Annotated in this window: 20 protein-coding genes; 7 read left to right on the forward strand and 13 right to left on the reverse strand. The window is 60.4% G+C overall.

The genetic code is table 11. The features are described from left to right. Positions 1–105: 105 nt before the first annotated feature. The 4 genes from HYI44_RS05910 to glyQ all read right to left on the reverse strand — a co-directional run bounded on the left by HYI44_RS05910 (position 106) and on the right by glyQ (position 4516). Positions 106–885 carry a lysophospholipid acyltransferase family protein gene (locus HYI44_RS05910; RefSeq protein ID WP_225568943.1) on the reverse strand — a complete coding sequence of 260 codons (780 nt, stop codon included), beginning with the start codon at positions 883–885 and terminating at the stop codon, positions 106–108. Positions 886–967: 82 nt separating this feature from the next. Beyond that, the gene (gmhB, locus tag HYI44_RS05915; protein ID WP_225568991.1) at positions 968–1507 is read right to left on the reverse strand and encodes a D-glycero-beta-D-manno-heptose 1,7-bisphosphate 7-phosphatase; all 540 of its coding nucleotides are present in this window, start codon (positions 1505–1507) and stop codon (positions 968–970) included. A 4-nt stretch (positions 1508–1511) separates the two neighbouring features. Continuing rightward, entirely contained in the window at positions 1512–3566 is a 2055-nt protein-coding gene (glyS, locus tag HYI44_RS05920; protein WP_122840911.1) for a glycine--tRNA ligase subunit beta, read from the reverse strand. Next, positions 3563–4516, reverse strand: coding sequence for a glycine--tRNA ligase subunit alpha (glyQ, locus tag HYI44_RS05925; protein WP_008155694.1), 954 nt, complete (start codon positions 4514–4516; stop codon positions 3563–3565). Before glyQ ends, glyS begins: the two co-directional genes overlap by 4 nt. Before the next feature lie 81 nt (positions 4517–4597). On the opposite strand from glyQ, the gene tag reads away from it, so the two are divergent. Both tag and HYI44_RS05935 read left to right on the forward strand, forming a co-directional pair. After that, on the forward strand, positions 4598–5155 hold the full coding sequence (gene tag / locus HYI44_RS05930) for a DNA-3-methyladenine glycosylase I (protein ID WP_045061230.1): 558 nt from the start codon (positions 4598–4600) through the stop codon (positions 5153–5155). Between the two features lie 40 nt (positions 5156–5195). Further along, positions 5196–6083 carry a lysophospholipid acyltransferase gene (locus HYI44_RS05935; RefSeq protein WP_045061229.1) on the forward strand — a complete coding sequence of 296 codons (888 nt, stop codon included), beginning with the start codon at positions 5196–5198 and terminating at the stop codon, positions 6081–6083. 82 nt (positions 6084–6165) lie between these two features. On the opposite strand, the gene HYI44_RS05940 is transcribed toward HYI44_RS05935, so the two are convergent. From HYI44_RS05940 to def, 5 genes are all read right to left on the reverse strand, one after another. Further along, positions 6166–6477 (reverse strand): tetratricopeptide repeat protein, encoded by a 312-nt coding sequence (locus tag HYI44_RS05940; protein WP_225568944.1) that lies wholly within the window; start codon positions 6475–6477, stop codon positions 6166–6168. A 92-nt stretch (positions 6478–6569) separates the two neighbouring features. Next, entirely contained in the window at positions 6570–7943 is a 1374-nt protein-coding gene (trkA, locus tag HYI44_RS05945; protein WP_045061227.1) for a Trk system potassium transporter TrkA, read from the reverse strand. A gap of 23 nt (positions 7944–7966) precedes the next feature. Continuing rightward, entirely contained in the window at positions 7967–9277 is a 1311-nt protein-coding gene (gene rsmB / locus HYI44_RS05950) for a 16S rRNA (cytosine(967)-C(5))-methyltransferase RsmB (RefSeq protein ID WP_225568945.1), read from the reverse strand. Next, positions 9274–10233: a methionyl-tRNA formyltransferase gene (gene fmt, locus HYI44_RS05955; protein ID WP_225568946.1), complete on the reverse strand. Its 960-nt coding sequence runs from the start codon at positions 10231–10233 to the stop codon at positions 9274–9276. The genes rsmB and fmt overlap by 4 nt, the downstream gene beginning before the upstream one ends. A gap of 57 nt (positions 10234–10290) precedes the next feature. Beyond that, entirely contained in the window at positions 10291–10797 is a 507-nt protein-coding gene (gene def, locus HYI44_RS05960) for a peptide deformylase (RefSeq protein ID WP_017341723.1), read from the reverse strand. Between the two features lie 169 nt (positions 10798–10966). Between def and HYI44_RS05965 the strand changes: the two genes are divergently transcribed. The 3 genes from HYI44_RS05965 (at position 10967) to HYI44_RS05975 (ending at position 13785) form a co-directional block, all read left to right on the forward strand. Further along, entirely contained in the window at positions 10967–11992 is a 1026-nt protein-coding gene (locus HYI44_RS05965; protein WP_122840907.1) for a LysM peptidoglycan-binding domain-containing protein, read from the forward strand. A gap of 80 nt (positions 11993–12072) precedes the next feature. Further along, the gene (gene dprA / locus HYI44_RS05970; RefSeq protein ID WP_225568947.1) at positions 12073–13173 is read left to right on the forward strand and encodes a DNA-processing protein DprA; all 1101 of its coding nucleotides are present in this window, start codon (positions 12073–12075) and stop codon (positions 13171–13173) included. A 54-nt stretch (positions 13174–13227) separates the two neighbouring features. Then, on the forward strand, positions 13228–13785 hold the full coding sequence (locus HYI44_RS05975; RefSeq protein ID WP_122840905.1) for an L-threonylcarbamoyladenylate synthase: 558 nt from the start codon (positions 13228–13230) through the stop codon (positions 13783–13785). A 48-nt stretch (positions 13786–13833) separates the two neighbouring features. Here the strand turns inward: HYI44_RS05975 and HYI44_RS05980 are convergent, their stop codons facing one another. Beyond that, positions 13834–14811, reverse strand: a complete 978-nt coding sequence (locus tag HYI44_RS05980; RefSeq protein ID WP_225568948.1) for an NADPH:quinone reductase — start codon at positions 14809–14811, stop codon at positions 13834–13836. 158 nt (positions 14812–14969) lie between these two features. Between HYI44_RS05980 and hemF the strand changes: the two genes are divergently transcribed. Next, entirely contained in the window at positions 14970–15884 is a 915-nt protein-coding gene (hemF, locus tag HYI44_RS05985; protein ID WP_122840903.1) for an oxygen-dependent coproporphyrinogen oxidase, read from the forward strand. A gap of 13 nt (positions 15885–15897) precedes the next feature. Beyond that, complete coding sequence (aroE, locus tag HYI44_RS05990; RefSeq protein ID WP_122840902.1) at positions 15898–16719, forward strand: shikimate dehydrogenase; 822 nt, start codon at positions 15898–15900, stop codon at positions 16717–16719. Between the two features lie 22 nt (positions 16720–16741). Here aroE and HYI44_RS05995 read toward each other — a convergent pair whose 3' ends face one another. The 3 genes from HYI44_RS05995 to betC form a co-directional block, all read right to left on the reverse strand. Then, positions 16742–18310 carry a SulP family inorganic anion transporter gene (locus tag HYI44_RS05995; protein WP_225568949.1) on the reverse strand — a complete coding sequence of 523 codons (1569 nt, stop codon included), beginning with the start codon at positions 18308–18310 and terminating at the stop codon, positions 16742–16744. 180 nt (positions 18311–18490) lie between these two features. Further along, on the reverse strand, positions 18491–19411 hold the full coding sequence (choX, locus tag HYI44_RS06000) for a choline ABC transporter substrate-binding protein (protein ID WP_225568950.1): 921 nt from the start codon (positions 19409–19411) through the stop codon (positions 18491–18493). A gap of 16 nt (positions 19412–19427) precedes the next feature. Beyond that, positions 19428–20942 (reverse strand): choline-sulfatase, encoded by a 1515-nt coding sequence (betC, locus tag HYI44_RS06005; protein ID WP_225568951.1) that lies wholly within the window; start codon positions 20940–20942, stop codon positions 19428–19430. Between the last annotated feature and the right edge of the window lie 42 nt (positions 20943–20984).

Here is a 20984-nt window from a genome sequence, read left to right on the forward strand (position 1 = left end):
TTTTTACGGATATTCAGCCATTAATAAATATATATATAAATCAGTAAGTTACGATCGTATTCAGGACGTTTTCCGGGAAACGGTACACAGCTTATCCACAGAATCTCAGACAACCAGTTGATCGCTTGCCGCGGGTGCCTGGGGTGCGGGTGGCAACGAACCCATTTGCCGCTGCATCTGCTCGTTCCAGGCCTGGACCCGGTCGTTCAATTCAGCAATGGCGCGAGGCCCGGTTCCTGCTGCATACATCGGCTCGCCGATGATGACAGTGATGACGCCCTGCTTCTTGGCCCAGCCGGATTTCGGCCAAAATTTACCGGCATTGTGCGCAATAGGCAGTACCGGCAGGGCAGCATTTACAGCCAATGCGGTGCCACCTCGGGAAAACTTGCCGATGGTGCCGTAAGGCACACGAGTGCCTTCAGGGAAAATCAGCACCCAGACGCCGTCCTTGAGCAATTCATCGCCTTTCTTGGCCACATGCTTGAGGGCGGCTTTCGGGTTGTCACGATCAATCGCAATAGGCCGCAGCATGGCCATCGCCCAGCCGAAAAACGGCACAAACAGCAGCGAGCGTTTGAGCACCTGGCTCAAGGGTTCGAAATACGCCGAGAGAAAAAATGTTTCCCAGGTGCTCTGGTGGTTCGACTGAACCACGCAAGGCTGGTCAGGTACGTTCTGCGCGCCTTTGACTTCATAACTGATGCCCAGGAACACTTTGCTCAGCCACAGCGCGCAGCGGCACCAGTACACGTTAATGAAACGATAGCGCGCCTTGAACGGCAGAAAAGGCGCGATAAAAAAGCTCAGGCTGCACCAAAGCAGAGAGCTGGTGCCCAGCAACAGATAAAAAAGGAAGGTTCTGATGGCCTGCAGTATCGACATGGCGACGTTTACCGTGCGGGCTGTGCCCGTCTATACAAAGCGCACTCCCGATCAATCCTGGTTCAGGAATATCGAAAACGCTCTAGTTGTGGATAAGTTCTGCGGCAATCGCCGCCAGATCGTCAAAAATCAAGGTCCCCACCGGCAGAGTCTTGCCCAGCGTTTTTTCGCCCTTCCCGGTCTTTACCAAAACGGGCTGAGAATCGACGGCTTTGGCGGCTTCCAGGTCACCAAGACTATCGCCGACGAACCATAGATTTGTCAGCGACACGTTGTAATGAGCGGCGATGCTTTGCAACATCCCGGGTTTTGGCTTGCGGCAGTTGCAACCGTCGTCCGGCCCGTGCGGACAATAGACGATCAGCCCGACTTCACCGCCCTGCTGCGCCACCAGCGAGCGCAAGCGCTCGTGCATGGCGTCCAGGGTGGCGATGTCGTAATAGCCGCGAGCAATGCCCGACTGGTTGGTGGCGACTGCTACCGTCCAGCCGGCCTTGCTCAACTGCGCGATGGCCTCGATCGAACCGGGGAGTGGAATCCACTCCTCCACCGACTTGATGTAAGCGTCGCAGTCATGGTTGATCACCCCGTCCCGATCAAGAATCAGCAGTTTCAACAGCAGTCCCTCAGCCCAGCAACGAAATATCGGCAACGCCGAGGAACAATCCACGCAGACGCGCCAGCAACGCATAACGGTTGGCGCGCACATTGGCGTCATCGGCGTTGACCATTACGGCTTCGAAGAATGCATCCACCGGCTCGCGCAAGGCGGCCAGACGAGCCAGGGACTCGCTGTACTGACGCGCCGCAGCCATCGGCTGGACAGCCTGATCCGCCTGCTGAATCGCCGAATACAGGGAGAACTCGTTGGCATTATCGAAGTACTTGGCTTCGACGACGGTCGGGACCGAGCCTTCGACCTTGCTCAGCAGGTTCGACACGCGCTTGTTCACCGCGGCCAGTGCTGCAGCTTCCGGCAACTGACGGAACGCCTGGACGGCTTGCACGCGCTGATCGAAGTCCAGTGCAGAACCTGGTTTCAGGGCGCGCACCGACAGGTAGGTCGCGACATCCACGCCTTCGTCCTCGTAACGGGCACGCAGACGATCGAAGATGAACTCCAGCACCGAGTCATTCAGGCCGGCAACCTTGACCTTGGTGCCAAATGCATTCACGGCGAAAGCCACGGCGTCATTCAGGTCGAGGTCGAGCTTCTTGTCGATCAGGATGCGCAACACACCCAGTGCTGCACGACGCAGGGCATAGGGGTCTTTGCTGCCGGTCGGCAGCATGCCGATCCCGAAGATGCCTACCAGGGTGTCGAGCTTGTCGGCGATGGCAACGGCCGCACCGGTCATCGTGGTCGGCAGTTCGGCACCGGCACCGCGCGGCATGTACTGCTCGTTCAGCGCCAGGGCGACTTCTTCCGGCTCGCCGTCGTTGAGGGCGTAGTAGTACCCGGCGACACCTTGCATCTCGGGGAACTCACCGACCATTTCGGTCGACAGGTCGCACTTGGACAGCAGGCCTGCGCGGGCCGCCCATGCAGCGTTGCCGCCGATGCGTTGAGCGATGAACGCAGCCAGTTTGGAAACGCGCTCGGCCTTGTCGTAGACGCTGCCCAGCTTCTCCTGGAACACCACGTTCTGCAGGCGCAGGTTGAAATCTTCGAGTTTCTGCTTCTTGTCCTGCTTGAAGAAGAACTCGGCGTCGGTCAGGCGTGGACGAACCACTTTCTCGTTACCGGCGATGATCTGCTGCGGGTCTTTGCTTTCGATGTTGGCCACGGTGATGAAACGGGGCAGCAACTTGCCGTCGGCATCCAGCAGGCAGAAGTACTTCTGGTTGTCCTGCATGGTGGTGATCAGGGCTTCCTGTGGCACTTCGAGGAAGCGTTCCTCGAACGAGCACACCAGCGGCACCGGCCATTCAACCAGCGCGGTCACCTCGTCGAGCAGGGCTGGCGGTACGATCGCAGTACCTTCCTGCAGGGTCGCCAGTTCTTCGGTGCGCTTGCTGATCAGGGCGCGACGCTCATGGGCATCGGCCAGCACGTAGGCTGCACGCAGGTCGGCCAGGTAATTGGCTGGCGAGGTGATGCGCACGCTTTGCGGGTGATGGAAGCGGTGACCACGGGAATCGCGGCCGGACTTCTGGGCAAGGATGGTGCAGTCGATGACCTGGTCACCGAGCAGCATTACCAGCCACTGGGTCGGACGCACGAATTCTTCCTTGCGAGCGCCCCAGCGCATGCGCTTGGGAATCGGCAGGTCGTTCAGCGAGTCTTCGACGATGGTCGGCAGCAGGCTCGCGGTCGGTTTGCCGGCGATGCTCTGGCTGTAGCGCAGTTTCGGGCCGCTTTGATCGATTTCGCTCAAGTCGACGCCGCACTTCTTGGCGAAGCCCAGGGCGGCCTGAGTCGGGTTACCTTCGGCATCAAAAGCGGCCTGGCGTGGCGGGCCATCGAGGTTGATGCTGCGATCAGGCTGCTGGGTAGCCAGCGAAGTGATCAGTACCGCCAGGCGACGTGGCGCGGCGTAGACAGTTTTGGTCTCGTAATTCAGGCCGGCAGCTTGCAGACCCTTGTCGATACCGGCAAGAAAGGCATCCGCCAAAGCGTTCAGCGCTTTGGGTGGCAGTTCTTCGGTGCCCAGTTCAACCAGAAAATCCAGAGCACTCATTGTGCAGCCTCCAGCTTGGCCAGTACTTCGTCACGCAAATCCGGGGTCGCCATCGGGAAGCCCAGCTTGGCGCGAGCCAGCAGGTAGGCTTGCGCAACGGAACGCGCCAGGGTGCGTACACGCAGAATGTATTGCTGACGCGCAGTCACGGAGATTGCCCGGCGCGCATCCAGCAGGTTGAAAGTGTGGGACGCCTTCAACACCATTTCGTAGCTAGGCAACGGCAACGGCTGGTCGAGTTCGATCAGACGCTTGGCTTCGCTTTCGTAGAAGTCGAACAGCTCGAACAGCTTCTCGACGTTGGCGTGTTCGAAGTTGTAGGTCGACTGCTCGACTTCGTTCTGGTGGAACACGTCGCCGTAGGTGACTTTGCCCATCGGGCCGTCTGCCCAGACCAGGTCGTAGACCGAGTCCACGCCTTGCAGGTACATGGCCAGGCGCTCGAGACCGTAAGTGATCTCGCCGGTCACCGGGTAGCACTCGATGCCGCCCGCCTGCTGGAAGTAAGTGAACTGCGTCACTTCCATGCCGTTGAGCCACACTTCCCAGCCCAGGCCCCAGGCGCCCAGCGTTGGCGACTCCCAGTTGTCTTCGACGAAGCGAATGTCATGGACCAGTGGGTCCAGGCCAACGTGCTTGAGGGAGCCCAGGTACAGTTCCTGGAAGTTGTCCGGGTTCGGCTTCAGCACTACCTGGAACTGGTAGTAGTGCTGCAGGCGGTTCGGGTTTTCGCCGTAGCGGCCGTCAGTCGGGCGACGACTGGGCTGCACATAAGCGGCGTTCCAGGTTTCCGGGCCAATGGCGCGCAGGAATGTGGCAGTGTGGAAAGTGCCGGCGCCTACTTCCATATCGTAGGGCTGAAGTACCACACAACCTTGCTCGGCCCAGTATTGCTGGAGGGCGAGGATCAAGTCTTGGAAGGTACGCACGGCTGGCGTAGGCTGGCTCACGAAATTCACCTGTTTCTTGGGCTGCGATTTAAAGAGCGGGAGTATACCCGATTCGGTCCTGCGCACGCCCCCTGGAGCCTTATGCCACGCTGCTTTTGGTGTTCCGAAGATCCGCTGTACATGGCTTATCACGATCAGGAGTGGGGCGCGCCGCTTCGCGATGCGCAGGGACTCTTCGAGTTGCTTTTGCTCGAAGGGTTCCAGGCCGGTCTTTCCTGGATCACCGTGTTGCGCAAACGCGAGCGTTATCGCGAAGTGCTGTTTGGCTTCGATGTGCAGCGTGTGGCGCAAATGAGCGACGCGGAAATCGATGAATTGATGCTCGATCCCGGCATAATCCGCAATCGACTGAAACTCAACGCGGCCCGCCGTAATGCCCAGGCCTGGCTGGCGCTGGAGGATCCGGTTGCGTTCCTCTGGTCGTTTGTCGGCGGAACGCCGGTGATCAATCATTTCAAGGACCGCAGCGAAGTGCCAGCCGTGACGCCCGTGGCGGTAGAAATGAGCAAGGGCCTGAAAAAAGCCGGGTTCACCTTCGTCGGGCCCACCATCTGTTACGCGCTGATGCAGGCGTCGGGCATGGTCATGGACCACACCCGCGATTGCGATCGTTACGCGACCTTGGCGAACGGCGGTTAGAATGGCCGCCTCGCACACAGCACAAGATCAGGAGTGACCTGTGGATAAGTTTAAAGGCGCCTTGCTGGTAGGCGCTCTGCGGTTGTTTGCCCTGCTTCCGTGGCGCGCCGTGCAGGCTGTCGGCTCGGCCATCGGCTGGGTGATGTGGAAAACCCCCAACCGCTCGCGCGATGTGGTGCGGATCAACCTGGCCAAGTGTTTCCCCGAGATGGACCCGGCCGAGCGTGAACAGCTGGTGGGTCGCAGCCTGCGGGACATCGGCAAATCGCTGACCGAGAGTGCCTGCGCGTGGATCTGGCCGGCGCAGCGTTCGATCGACCTGGTGCGTGAAGTCGAAGGTCTGGACGTGCTGAAGGACGCCCTGGCTTCGGGCAAGGGCGTTGTGGGCATTACCAGTCACTTGGGCAACTGGGAAGTGCTGAACCATTTCTATTGCAGCCAGTGCAAGCCGATCATTTTCTACCGACCACCGAAGTTGAAGGCGGTGGATGATTTACTGCGCAAACAGCGAGTACAACTGGGCAACCGAGTCGCGGCTTCCACCAAGGAAGGCATTCTCAGCGTGATCAAGGAGGTACGCAAAGGTGGCGCAGTGGGTATTCCTGCGGACCCTGAGCCGGCAGAGTCTGCCGGGATTTTCGTGCCGTTTTTCGCCACCCAGGCCCTGACCAGCAAGTTTGTGCCAAACATGCTGGCCGGCGGCAAAGCCGTCGGCGTCTTCCTGCATGCACTGCGGCTGCCGGACGGTTCGGGTTACAAAGTGATACTCGAAGCAGCGCCTGATGCGATGTACAGCACCGACACCGAGACGTCCTGCGCGGCGATGAGCAAGGTGGTGGAGCGTTATGTCGGTGCGTATCCAAGCCAATACATGTGGAGCATGAAACGCTTCAAGAAGCGTCCGCCGGGCGAAGAGCGCTGGTACTGAGGTTCTATACCCCCGCAGAAGTTGGCACAGCCTGCGATTTTTTGATTTGAAAAGGTCAAAAGATCGCAGGCTGCGCCAGCTCCTACGGGTGGCGGTCTAGTTTCTTCAGGAATACGGTCATTTCTTTTTCCGCCTGCTTGTCGCCATGGGCCCGGGCAGCCTCCAGGCCCATGTCCCAGGCATGGCGGGCGGCTGCGAAGTCAGCCTGCGCCAGATACGCCTTGCCCAATAGCTTCCAGGCCGCCGAATACTTCGGATCAAACGCTACACAGCGCTGGAAATGCTCGGCCGCCTTTGCGTTTTCCCCAAGATCCAGGTAACCCTTACCCAGGCCGAAGCGCAGCAATGCGTTATCCACACCCTTGACGAGCATTTTTTCCAGGGATTCGAGCATGGATTACCCTCTGATTGATTTGTGATCATGAGATTGCCTGCGGGAGCAAGGCTTACCCGCGATGAGGCCAATGAACTCGCCACCAAACTGGCTTAGAAGAAGCTCAACCCCACATGGAACAGCTTCTCCACATCCCGGATATGCTTTTTATCCACAAGGAACAGGATCACATGGTCCCCCGCCTCGATCACTGTGTCGTCATGGGCAATGATCACTTCTTCATCGCGGATGATCGCACCAATGGTCGTGCCCGGTGGCAGGCCAATGTTCTCGATGGCCTTGCCGATCACCTTGCTTGATTTCTCATCGCCGTGGGCAATCGCTTCGATCGCTTCGGCCGCACCCCGGCGCAATGAGTGCACGCTGACGATGTCGCCGCGGCGCACGTGGGCGAGCAAGGTGCCGATGGTTGCGAGCTGCGGACTGATGGCGATATCGATGTCGCCGCCCTGGATCAGATCGACATAGGCCGGATTGTTGATGATCGTCATCACCTTCTTCGCGCCCAGGCGTTTAGCCAGCAGCGAAGACATGATGTTGGCTTCATCGTCGTTGGTCAGAGCCAGGAACAGGTCGGCGTCGGCTATGTTTTCTTCCAGCAGCAGATCACGGTCCGAAGCGCTGCCCTGCAGCACCACGGTACTGTCCAGGGTATCCGACAGGTGCCGGCAGCGTATCGGGTTCATCTCGATGATCTTGACCTGGTAGCGGCTTTCGATCGCCTCGGCCAGGCGCTCGCCGATCTGCCCGCCCCCGGCAATCACAATGCGTTTGTAGGTTTCATCCAGGCGGCGCATTTCGCTCATCACCGCGCGGATATTCGCTTTGGCGGCGATGAAAAACACTTCGTCGTCCGCTTCGATCACGGTGTCGCCCTGGGGCAGGATCGGGCGGTCCCGGCGAAAGATCGCCGCGACGCGGGTTTCGACATTTGGCATGTGTTCGCGCAACTGGCGAAGTTGCTGTCCCACCAGCGGCCCGCCGTAATAGGCCTTCACCGCCACCAATTGCGCTTTGCCTTCGGCGAAGTCGATGACCTGTAGCGCGCCCGGGTGTTGAATCAGGCGCTTGATGTAGTTGGTCACCACTTGTTCCGGGCTGATCAGCACGTCGACCGGGATCGCTTCATTGTCAAACAACTCGGAGCGGGTGAGGTATGCCGCTTCACGTACCCGGGCGATCTTGGTCGGGGTGTGGAACAGGGTGTGGGCCACCTGGCACGCGACCATGTTGGTTTCGTCGCTGTTGGTCACCGCCACCAGCATGTCGGCGTCGTCCGCGCCCGCTTGCCGCAGCACCGTGGGCAATGAGCCGCGGCCTTGCACGGTGCGGATGTCCAGGCGGTCACCGAGGTCACGCAGACGTTCGCTGTCGGTGTCGACCACAGTGATGTCATTGGCTTCGCTGGCCAGGTGCTCGGCCAGCGAACCACCTACCTGCCCCGCGCCGAGGATGATGATTTTCATCCAGTCACTCCCTTGAAGTCCGGTTAACCGCGCGCGGCGGCGATCTTGATCAGCTTGGCGTAGTAAAACCCGTCATGTCCGCCTTGCTGGGCGAGCAACTGACGGCCGTGGGGCTGCTTGATGCCAGCGGCCGTCGCGAGATCGAGCTCGCGGGCGCCCGGGGTGCGGGCGAGGAAGGCTTCAATGACTTCAGTGTTTTCGGTCGGCAATGTGGAGCAGGTGGCGTAAAGGAGGATGCCGCCGACTTCCAGGGTTATCCACATGGCGTCGAGCAATTCGCCCTGAAGAACCGCCAGTGCGGCGATGTCGTCAGGTTGGCGAGTCAGCTTGATGTCCGGATGACGCCGGATGACGCCGGTCGCCGAGCACGGGGCATCTAGCAGGATGCGCTGGAAGGGTTTGCCGTCCCACCAGGTGGCGGTATCGCGGCCATCGGCAGCAATCAGCTCGGCGCTCAGGCCCAGGCGGGCGAGGTTTTCCCGCACGCGCACCAGGCGCTTGGCCTCCAGGTCGACGGCGACGACGCCCGCCAGCCGGGGCTCGGCTTCGAGGATGTGGCAGGTCTTTCCGCCCGGTGCGCAGCACGCGTCCAGTACCCGTTGGCCCGGTGCCAGGTCGAGCAGATCGGCGGCCAGTTGCGCCGCCTCGTCCTGCACGCTGATCCAGCCTTCGGCGAACCCAGGCAGGCTGCGCACATCGGCAGCCGTGTCGAGGATGATGCCATCCTGGCTGTAGACGCATGGGCTGGCGGCAATACCCGCTTCACTCAGCAGTCCGACGTAGGCGTCGCGGCTGTGATGACGGCGATTGACCCGCAGAATCATCGGTGGGTGCGCGTTATTCGCGGCACAAATGGCTTCCCACTGCTCGGGCCAGAATGCCTTGAGCGATTTTTGCAACCAGCGTGGATGGGCTGTGCGCACCACCGGATCGTGTTCCAGCTCAGCCAGCAGCGCTTCGCTTTCACGTTGGGCACGGCGCAGCACGGCGTTGAGCAGCGCCTTGGCCCATGGTTTTTTCAGCTTGTCGGCGCAACCGACGGTTTCACCAATGGCGGCGTGGGCGGGAACCCGGGTGTAGAGCAGTTGGTACAGGCCAACCAGCAACAGCGCCTCGACATCGGCGTCTGCCGCCTTGAAGGGTTTTTGCAGCAGCTTTGCCGCGAGCGCCGACAAGCGTGGCTGCCAGCGCGCAGTACCGAACGCCAGGTCCTGGGTGAAGCCGCGATCGCGGTCTTCAACCTTGTCCATTTGCGTGGGCAGTGAACTGTTGAGCGAGGCTTTGCCGTTAAGCACAGCGGCGAGCGCCTTGGCGGCGGCGAGACGCGGGTTCATTGCACCTCCACCGCTTGGCCGAGGACGGTGCCGAGGGCGAATTTCTCGCGACGGCTGTTAAACAGGTCGCTGAAGTTCAGCGCCTTGCCGCCGGGTAATTGCAGGCGCGTCAGGCACAGCGCCTGCTCGCCGCAAGCCACGACCAGTCCATCCTTGCTGGCGCCAAGGATTTCACCCGGGGCACCCTGCCCTTCGGCGAGGTTCGCGGCCAGGACTTTCAGCGCTTCGCCATTGAGAGAGCTGTGGGTGACTGGCCAGGGGTTGAAGGCGCGCACCAGACGTTCCAGCTCTAGCGCCGGGCGACTCCAGTCGATGCGCGCTTCGTCCTTGTTCAACTTATGTGCGTAGGTGGCGAGGCTGTCGTCCTGCACCTCGCCTTCCAGCGTTCCGGCAGCCAGCCCGGCGATAGCCTGCACCACTGCCGGCGGACCCATTTCAGCCAGCCGGTCATGGAGACTGCCACCGGTGTCTTCACCAGTGATCGGCGTGGTGACCTTAAGCAGCATCGGCCCGGTATCGAGGCCCAGCTCCATGCGCATCACGGTGACGCCACTTTCGCTGTCACCGGCTTCGACGGCACGCTGGATTGGCGCCGCTCCGCGCCAGCGCGGGAGCAAAGAGGCATGACTGTTGATGCAGCCCAGGCGTGGAATATCCAGCACCACTTGCGGCAGGATCAGGCCGTAGGCGACCACCACCAGCAGGTCCGGGTTCAGTGCGGCCAATTCGGCTTGGGCGTCTTCATTGCGCAGGGTCGGCGGCTGCAACACCGGAATATGATGTTCCAGCGCGAGCTGCTTGACTGGGCTTGGCATCAGCTTTTGCCCACGGCCCGCCGGGCGGTCCGGCTGGGTGTAGACCGCGACAATCTCGTACGGGCTGGCGAGCAGCGCCTTGAGGTGTTCGGCGGCGAATTCCGGGGTGCCGGCAAAGACGATGCGCAATGGCTCAGTCATGGGAGCGATCTCTGAAAAAGAAAAGGCTTGCCGCAGCAAGCCTTTGAAAGGAGGGCATCAAGCGTTCTGGCGATGGAGCTTTTCCAGTTTCTTCTTGATTCGGTCACGTTTCAGGTTGGACAGGTAGTCGACGAACAATTTGCCGTTGAGGTGGTCGCATTCGTGCTGGATGCACACGGCGAGCAGGCCTTCGGCGATCAGTTCGTAGGGCTGGCCGTCGCGGTCCAGGGCCTTGACCTTGACCTTTTGCGGGCGATCGACATTTTCATAGAAGCCCGGCACCGAGAGGCACCCTTCCTGATATTGTTCCATCTCGTCGGTCAGTGATTCGAACTCGGGGTTGATGAAAACCCGCGGCTCGCTGCGGTCTTCGGAGAGGTCCATCACGACGATACGTTTGTGCACGTTGACCTGGGTCGCGGCGAGGCCGATGCCTGGCGCTTCATACATTGTTTCAAACATGTCGTCGACCAACTGACGCACTTCGTCGTCCACTACAGCCACAGGTTTGGCGATAGTGCGCAGGCGCGAGTCGGGAAATTCGAGGATGTCTAAAATGGCCATAAGCTTATTTGCTGCACGTGTGAGGTAAAGTCGGGTCGATGGCCTGGCGGGTCCGAAGATGCAGGCTACCGTTGTGAAGCGTAGCTCCCTTTTCTCTGCAAAGAGTCGGGAGCGAGCCACGAGGGCTCTGGCGTTTCACGCGAACGCACATAATAAAGGGATTCACCGCATGAGGAAATCACTACTCGCCCTGCTGCTTCTGGCTTCAGCCGGTTTAGCGCATGGGCAAGTGCAACTCAGGGAAGGTTTTCCACAGCAATACACGGTGGTTACCGGCGACACACTCTGGGACATCTCTGGAAAATTCTTGCGCGAGCCATGGAAGTGGCCGGAGTTATGGCAAGCCAATCCCCAGATCGAAAACCCCAATCTCATCTATCCGGGCGACTCGCTGACGCTGGTCTACATCAACGGCCAGCCGCGCCTGACCCTCAATCGCGGGGCTTCCAGGGGCACTATCAAGTTGTCGCCGCGCATTCGCAGTTCACCGGTGGCGGATGCGATTCCGAGCATTCCGCTGCAATTGATTAACAGCTTCCTGTTGAGCAACCGTATCGTCGACAAGGTCGAGGACTTCGACAAGGCGCCCTATATCGTTGCCGGCGATGCCGAGCGCGTGCTCAGCGGCACCGGAGACCGCATCTTCGCTCGCGGGCAATTTGATCCGAACCAGCCAGTGTATGGAATCTTCCGCCAGGGCAAGGTTTACACCGACCCCGAGAGCAAGGAGTTCCTCGGGATCAACGCGGACGATATCGGCGGTGGCGAGATCGTGGCCGCCGAGGGCGATGTCGCCACCCTGGCGCTGCAGCGCACTACCCAGGAGGTGCGCCTGGGGGATCGGCTGTTCAGTGGCGAGGAGCGTTCGATCAATTCCACCTTCATGCCCAGTGCGCCAAAGACCGACATCAAGGGCTTGATCATTGATGTGCCGCGCGGGGTGACCCAGATCGGCGCGATGGATGTCGTCACGTTGAACAAGGGGCAGCGCGACGGATTGGCCGAAGGCAATGTGCTGGTGGTGATGAAAACCGGTGAAACCGTGCGGGACCGCATCACCGGTCAGCCGTTGAAGATTCCCGATGAGCGCGCCGGGTTGCTAATGGTTTTCCGCACCTACGACAAACTCAGTTACGGCCTGGTCCTCAATGCTTCGCGGTCTTTAGCGGTGATGGACAAAGTACGAAATCCGTAAGCCTGCTTCACAAGTTACCAACAGACTTATCCACAGCTTATGCCCGTTTGAACGGGCTTCATAACGATCAAGGATGATCCATGACATTCTCTGCTGCTGCAGCTGTTTCGCCTGCCGAACTGGAGGCGCGTCTGCGTCTGCATCGCTTACCCGAACTGGGGCCGGCACGGTTTAAAAAGCTACTGGATGCCTTCGGCTCGGCCTCAAAAGCGCTGAGCGCGCCGGCCAACGCCTGGAAGTCTCTGGGCCTTCCATTCGCTTGCGCCGAGGGGCGTCGCGATCCCGATGTGCGCGATGGCGCCCACCATGCATTGGCCTGGCTGGAGCGTCCGCGCCAGCATTTACTGATGTGGGACCAACCTGACTACCCGGCGCTGCTGGCGGAAATCAGCGACCCGCCGCCCTTGTTATTTGTCGCGGGCGATCCCGATATCCTGGACAAACCACAGTTGGCGATGGTCGGCAGTCGTCGCGCATCTCGTCCGGGGATGGACACGGCCGCAGCGTTCTCCCGCAGCCTGGCCGGTGCCGGTTTTGTGATTACCAGTGGTCTGGCCCTTGGCATCGACGCTGCAGCGCACCAGGCGGCTCTGGACGTGGGCGGGCGAACGGTCGGGGTACTTGGCACGGGACTTGAAAAGTTTTATCCACAGCGCAATCGCAGGCTGGCAGAAGCCATGATTGCCTCTGGCAGCGCAGTGGTTTCGGAGTTTCCGCTGGACGCGGCCCCCACCGCCAGCAACTTCCCGCGGCGCAACAGAATCATCAGTGGTTTGTCCCTCGGCGTACTGGTGGTCGAAGCGAGCGTCGCCAGTGGTTCGTTAATTACCGCCAGGCTGGCGGCGGAGCAAGGGCGGGAGGTTTATGCGATTCCGGGATCGATTCATCATCCCGGCGCCAAGGGCTGTCATCAGCTGATTCGCGATGGTGCCATGCTGGTGGAAACCATCGAGCACATTCTTGAAGCCTTGCGCGGTTGGCAACAGTTGTCATTTTCCACACCTATGCCGGCGGTGACCCACCCCCTGCTCGCGTTGCTTCACGCGGCGCCGCATACCAGTGAATCGTTGGCCATCAGCAGCGGCTGGGCATTGCCCAAGGTGCTGGCCGCGCTGACCGAACTGGAAATGGACGGTCGGGCGGTGTGTGAAAGCGGTCGCTGGTTTGCGCGGGTGAGCTAGGTTTTATGAGGAAGATCGGTAAACTGCGCAGAGCCTTATTCCGGAGAGTTTTTCATGGTCAACAGTTGGCGTGTGCAACAAGCCGCGCAAGCCGTTCGCTCAGGCGCGGTGATTGCCTATCCAACCGAAGCGGTCTGGGGTCTGGGTTGCGACCCATGGGACCAGAGCGCAGTGGAACGTTTGCTGATGATCAAGGGACGGTCCATGGAGAAGGGACTGATTCTGGTCGCCGATAATATTCGCCAGTTCGACTTCCTGTTCGAGGATTTTCCCGAGTTGTGGATGGACCGCATGGCCAGCACCTGGCCGGGACCGAACACCTGGCTGGTGCCGCACCAGAATCAGTTGCCACTGTGGATTACTGGCAAGCATGAGACCGTGGCGTTGCGCGTCAGCGATCATCCTCAGGTACGGGACTTGTGTTCATTGGTAGGGCCGTTGGTGTCCACTTCGGCCAACCCGCAAGGTCGGCCGGCAGCGCGCACACGGATTCGCGTGGAGCAGTATTTCCGTGGGCAGGTGGATTACATCCTGGGCGGTAATTTGGGTGGGCGCAGGAATCCGAGTGTGATTCGGGACCTGGCGACGGGGCAGGTCATTCGCCCGGATTGAGCCCGAGTCATCGTTCATCGCGGGCAAGGCTTGCCCGCGATGGCGTCCTCAAGGCAACAAAATAGTCGAGCCTGTAGTACGCCGTGCCGACAGCTCGGTCTGAGCCTTCGCCGCTTCGGCCAGCGGATATTGCTGGCTGATATCCACCTTCAACTTCCCGCTGCTGATCATCTCGAACAACTCATCCGCCATGCGCTGCAGGTTTTCGGCGTTGTTGGCGTAGGTCGCAAGTGTTGGCCGGGTCACATACAGCGAACCCTTCGCCGATAGAATCCCCAGGTTCACCCCGTCCACCGCGCCCGACGCATTGCCGAAACTCACCACCAGGCCGCGTGGCGCAGCGCTGTCGAGGGATGTCAGCCAGGTGTCCTTGCCGACCCCGTCGTAAACCACAGGCACTTTCTTGCCGTCGGTCAATTCCAGGACGCGCTGCGCCACGTTTTCATGGCTGTAGTCGATCGTCGCCCAGGCTCCGTTGGCTGTGGCCAATGCGGCTTTCTCTGCAGAGCTGACAGTGCCGATCAACTTCACACCCAGGGCTTTGGCCCATTGGCACGCCAGCGAACCTACCCCACCCGCAGCCGCATGAAACAGGATGGTTTGGCCGCCTTTGAGTTCATAGGTCTGGCGCAGCAGGTACTGCACGGTCAGGCCCTTGAGCATCACGCCGGCCGCCTGCTCGAAGCTGATCGCATCCGGCAGCTGCACCAGGTTGGCTTCGGGCAACACGTGAGTGTCGCTGTAGGCGCCCAATGGGCCGCTGCCGTAGGCCACCCGATCACCCACTTTGAATCGAGTGACTGCGCTGCCCACCGCTTCGACCACGCCGGCGCCCTCTGAACCCAGGCCCGATGGCAAGGCCGGTGGCGCATACAGTCCGCTGCGGTAATAGGTGTCGATGAAGTTCAGGCCGATGGCCTTATTGCTCACGCGTACCTGCTGCGGGCCAGGCTCGGCAGGTTGGTAGTCGACATACTCGAGCACTTCGGGGCCGCCATGGGCACTGAACTGGATACGCTTTGCCATCAGAACTCTCCTGGTGATCGTTTGGGTAAGCCCCCTATCGGACTCCTAAGCATGATCTTCGTCAACTGTGGTGCAACAGGGTGCGGTGTTATCCTGTGCAGCAATTTGCCGCCGGCCGTTGACGCGCCGCGCCGTTTGTCCCGATTCAAGGTGATGCCATGACGACCCGTACCGAGGCCGTAAAAGCCTATCTGCTCGACCTGCAAGACCGCATTTGCGCTGCCCTTGAAGCCGAAGACGGCGGTACGCGCTTCGTCGAGGATGCCTGGACCAGACCCGCGGGTGGGGGCGGTCGCACTCGCGTGATCGAGAACGGTGCTGTCATCGAGAAAGGCGGCGTCAACTTTTCCCACGTGTTTGGCAGCGGCCTCCCACCCTCGGCCAGTGCCCATCGACCAGAGCTTGCCGGACGCGGCTTCGAAGCGCTCGGCGTGTCCCTGGTCATCCACCCGCACAACCCGATGGTGCCGACTTCGCACGCCAATGTGCGGTTTTTCATCGCGGAGAAAGAAGGCGAAGAACCCGTCTGGTGGTTTGGCGGCGGTTTCGACCTGACGCCCTACTACGGCAATGAAGAAGATTGTGTGCATTGGCATCGGGTTGCCGAGCAGGCTTGCGCGCCGTTTGGTCCCGACGTCTATTCGCGCTACAAGGCATGGTGCGACAGCTACTTTCATATCAAGCATCGCCACGAGCCGCGTGGCATTGGCGGCCTGTTTTTCGATGACCTCAATGAATGGGATTTCGACACCAGCTTTGCTTTCATGCGGGCCATCGGCGACGCGTTCATTGAGGCCTACCTGCCGATCGTCCAGCGCCGCAAGAACGATGCATTCACTGCCAGGCAACGCGAATTCCAGGAGTTCCGTCGCGGCCGCTATGTCGAATTCAACCTGGTCTACGACCGTGGCACGCTGTTCGGCCTGCAGTCGGGCGGGCGCACTGAATCAATCCTCATGTCGCTGCCGCCGCAAGTGCGTTGGGGGTACGACTGGAAGGCCGAGCCGGGCAGCGAAGAAGCGCGGCTGACCGAATATTTCCTGCAAGACCGCGATTGGTTGGCCAAGGCCTGAACGAGGAAAACTGATGGATCGTTACGTCGTATTCGGCAACCCGATTGGCCACAGCAAGTCGCCACTTATCCATCGACTGTTTGCCGAGCAGACGGGTCAGCAACTGGACTACAGCACTTCCCTGGCTCCGCTCGATGATTTTTCCCACTTCGCCCGAGCGTTTTTCCTGGAGGGGCGCGGAGCCAACGTCACGGTGCCTTTCAAGGAGCAGGCCTATCGCCTGGCCGACAGCCTGACGGAGCGTGCCCAGCGCGCTGGCGCGGTGAATACCTTGAGCAAACTGGCTGACGGCTCGTTGCTGGGTGACAACACCGACGGCGCCGGGCTGGTGCGGGACCTGACGGTTAATGCCGCTTTCAGTCTCAAGGGGAAGCGCATATTGCTACTGGGCGCCGGCGGTGCGGTGCGGGGTGCGCTTGAGCCGTTGCTGGCCGAGCAGCCGGCGTCGGTGATCATCGCCAACCGCACGGTGGAAAAAGCGGAATTGCTGGCCGAGTTGTTCGATGATCTGGGCCCGGTCTCTGCCAGTGGCTTTGACTGGCTGGAGGAATCCGTGGACCTGATCATCAACGCCACCTCCGCGAGCCTGTCCGGTGAGGTTCCACCGATTGCCAGCAGTCTGATCGAACCGGGCAAGACGGTTTGCTACGACATGATGTACGGCAAGGAACCGACATCATTCTGCCGCTGGGCCAGCGAGCACGGTGCAGCGGTGGCAATGGATGGATTGGGGATGCTCGCTGAACAGGCGGCGGAAGCGTTCTTCCTGTGGCGGGGTGTGCGTCCGGACACGGCGCCGGTGCTGGCCGAACTGCGCCGACAACTCGCAGAGTGAAACTGTTGGAGTGAAACACGATTCAGTCTTCAAACCGGATCGGGCATTTCTCCGCGCCTTCCAGCTTTCTGAGCTCCTCCACCACCTGCGGCCGCGCTTGCCGCAGGGTCAGGCTGCGATTCTGCTTGAGCAGGCGCCGCGCCTCCTGATGCAGCATCTCCACCCCTGAGTAATCGATGAAATTGATCTGCTGTGCCTCAATCACTACCCGGGCAGCGTGCATGCGCTGCAGGCGTACCTGGAGGTAGTGGCTGGCGCCGAAAAAGATCGAGCCGCCAACGCGCAACACATCCTCATCGCCGTCGCGCCAATGCTGCACACGCGGTTGCGAGGTGCGCTTGAGATAGAAGAACAGCGAAGCCAGTACCCCGGCGTAAATCGCGGTCTGCAATTCCAGCAGCAGCGTGGCGACACAGGTCAGCGCCATGACCAGGAACTCGGCGCGACTGACCCTCAGCAATGCGCGAATGCCGCGATGATCCACCAGGCCCCAGGCGATCAGCAGAATACTGCCGGCCATCGCCGGAATCGGGATGTGGGCGATCAATGCCGCGCCAAACACTGCAAACAGCGCGACCCACAGCGCCGAGAACACCCCGGCCAGCGGGGAGCAGGCCCCTGCCTCGTAGCTCAGGCCCGAACGAGTGAAGGAGCCGGCGGACAACGAACCGGAAAAAAATGCCCCGACCATGTTGGATAAACCCTGGGCGCGCACTTCCTGATTGGCGTCGAGCAACTGCTGTGAGCGTGCCGACAGCGAGCGAGCAATCGACAGACTGGTCACCAGCCCCAACATGCCCACCGCGACCGCGCTGGGTAACAAGCGCAGGATCAAGTCCAGGTCCAGCGGCACAGCGCTCAAAGGTGGCAGTCGACCGACAAAGGCGCTGACCAGGCTGACGTGGCCAAACATCCCGGGCCAGAGCCACACCAGCAGCCCTGCCGTTACCAGCGTGATCAACAGTGTCGGCCAGCGCGGCAGCAGCCATTTCAGGGTGGCTCCCAATGCCACGGTCGCCAGCCCGAGAATGAGCGATGGCTTGTCCACCTGATGCAGGTGTTGAAACACCGACATGAAGCTGTCGAGTGCCGTGGCCTGGCTGGGCAGGTCCAGCCCCAGCAAGTTGGGCAGTTGGCCGACGGCAATCACCACCGCCGCACCGAGGGTGAACCCCAATACCACCGAATGGGAGACAAAATTCACCAGCGCGCCGAATCGCAGCAAGCCCAACAGCCACTGGAAGGTCCCGGCCAGCAGCGTCAGCAACAGAATAAGTGCCACGTAGTCCTGCGACGCGGGCACTGCCAAGGGGCTGACGCTGGCATACAAGACAATGGAAATTGCCGCTGTAGGACCACAGATGAGGTGCCAGGATGATCCCCACAGGCACGCGATCAGAACGGGAACAATAGCCGCGTACAACCCGTATTCAGGTGGGAGCCCGGCAATCAGGGCGTAGGCAATCGACTGTGGCAGCGCGAGAATCGCACCGCTCAGGCCGACGATTAGGTCGCGCCCGACAGTGGCACGGGTTTGCCGAGGCAACCAGCTCAGGAAGGGGAAGAGCGAATGGCGGCTGGGAAAGGCCATGGGTCCTCTCAGGTGGGGGAATGCGCAAAGGGTAACAGGGTGAACCAGTGATGGCGGCGCGAGCGTGCCAGCCCCCACCTGCAGGAGCGAGCTCGCTCGCGAAAAACGTACCGGCACCTCGGGGCATCAGGCGACCGGCGAAATCGTGTACGTCCATCGCGAGCAGGCTCCTCCTATGAATCAGAGCTTGGCTTTCACCGCAGGCAACGCCTCCTTGCCATCGGCGGTTTTCACGCCATCCAGCCATTTATCCAGAACCGCAGGATTAGCCTTGATCCACGCCTTGGCAGCCTCGGCATTGCTGATCTTCTTGTTCACGACCTCGGCCATGATGCTGTTCTCCATTTCCTGGGTGAAGCTCAGGTTGGTGAGCAACTTGCCGACGTTCGGACAGGCCTGTGCATAACCCTTGCGAGTCAATGTATAAACCGCACCGGTATCACCGAAGTACTTCTCGCCACCCTTGAGGTAGTGCATCTTCAGCTGCACGTTCATCGGGTGCGGCGTCCAGCCGAGGAAGGTCACGAACTTCTGCTTCTTAACTGCCCGGGACACTTCCGCCAGCATGGCCTGCTCGCTGGATTCCACCAGCTTCCATTGGCCCAGGTCGAAGTCGTTTTTCTTGATGATGTCCTGCAGCGAGATGTTCGCCGGAGCCCCGGAGCCAATGCCGTAGATTTTTTTCTCGAACTTTTCGGCGAACTTGTTCAGGTCGGCGAAGTTATGCACACCTGCGTCCCACACATAATCCGGAACAGCCAGGGTGAACTCGGTGCCATCGAGGTTTTTCGCCAGTTGGGTTACATCCCCGGTGGCCACGAACTTGTCGTAGAAACCTTGCTGCGCCGGCATCCAGTTACCCAGGAACACGTCGACCTGACCGTCCTTCAAGCCACCGAAGGTGATAGGCACCGCCAAGGTGTCAACCTTGGCCTTGTAGCCCATGCCGTCCAGCAAGAACCCGGTAATGGCGTTGGTCGCCGCAATGTCGCTCCAGCCCGGATCGGCCATTTTTACCGTGTCGCAGCTCTGATCGGCATACGCCGATGCGCTGCCCAGAGCCAGAAGCCCGACCGTCAGAACTGTGGATAACCTTTGCATGGACTTCCCCTTAACATTATTGGTTTTGGCAGGGTTGTGGATAACGTGCTTTGCGCTCCAGATCATCCAGGTCGATGTGGTTGCGCATGTACTGCTGACTGGCGTCTACCAGTGGCTGGTGATCCCAGCTCTTGAGCTTGCCGATGGTCAGGGCCTCGGCCACGAATCGCCGGCGGCGCTGACTGGCGAGCACCTGTTGGTGAATCGCAGGTATGTTCCACTTGGCCCGTGCTTCAGCGAGGAACTCGGCAAACAGTGCGCTGTGTTGCGGCGACTGGCTGAGCTCTTCCTGTTCACGCGGGTCATTGTGCACATCGAAGAGTAGGCAAGGGTCGTCTTCGCTGTAGATGAATTTGTAGGCAGCGCGGCGAATCATCATCAGCGGGCTGATGGTGCCTTCGGCCATGTACTCGCCAAACGCTTCGTCGTGACCGCCCTGCCCCTTCAGGTGCGACACCAGCGAGCGGCCATCGAGCGGCAAGCCAGGCTCCAGCGAGCCGCCGGCCAATTCGACAAAGGTCGGCAGAAGGTCGGCAGTCGAGACGGCAGCGCTCACGCGGCCGGCACCAAATTGCCCCGGCGCGCTGATTAACAAGGGGACCCGGGCGGCCATCTCGAACCAGTGCATTTTGTACCAGAGGCCGCGCTCGCCGAGCATGTCGCCATGATCTCCGGAGAAAACAATAATTGTATTGTCGATCAACCCTGTATCTTCGAGTGTTTGCAGGAGTTTGCCGACGTTGTCGTCACTATAGCTGCAGGCCCCAAAATAGGCACGTCGCGCGTCACGGATCTTATCCACAGGCAGCGGCTTGTCCCACAAGTCGTACACCTTGAGCAGTCGCTGGGAGTGCGGGTCCAGCTCGGACTGCGCTGGCGTCTGCGGAAGCGGGATGTCACTGTCCTGGTACATATCCCAGTATTTTTTCGGGATGGTGTACGGGTCGTGGGGATGGGTCATGGAAACGGTCAGGCAGAACGGCTGGTCGCCGTCCTCGCGGATGTGGTCAAACAGGTACTGCTGCGCCTTGAAGACTACTTCTTCGTCAAAATCCAGCTGGTTGGTGCGCACGCAGGGGCCAGCCTGCAGCACCGATGACATATTGTGGAACCAGGTGGGCCGAACGTCGGGCTCGTCCCAGTTCACCGACCAGCCGTAATCGGCGGGATAAATGTCACTGGTCAGGCGTTCTTCATAGCCGTGCAGTTGATCCGGACCACAGAAGTGCATCTTTCCGGACAAGGCGGTGCGGTAGCCCAGGCGGCGCAGGTAATGGGCATAGGTGGGTACGTCGGCGGGGAAGTCAGCCGCATTGTCATAGGCGCCGATCTTGCTCGGCAGCTGGCCGCTGACCAGGGTAAAACGCGACGGTGCGCACAGTGGACTGTTGCAATAAGCGGAGTCGAACACTACGCCTTCGGCAGCAAGTCGGCTGAGATTGGGTAATTTGATTGGCGAAGGGCCGTAGAACGGCAACATTGGCGCGGCCATCTGATCGGCCATGATGAAAAGAATATTCTTGCGCTTCATGTGATCGCGGCATTCCATAGTGAATATTTATGCGAGAGTGCT

Source organism: Pseudomonas sp. Y24-6, assembly GCF_020295325.1.
In the GTDB taxonomy this organism is placed as follows: Bacteria; Pseudomonadota; Gammaproteobacteria; order Pseudomonadales; family Pseudomonadaceae; genus Aquipseudomonas; species Aquipseudomonas gregormendelii.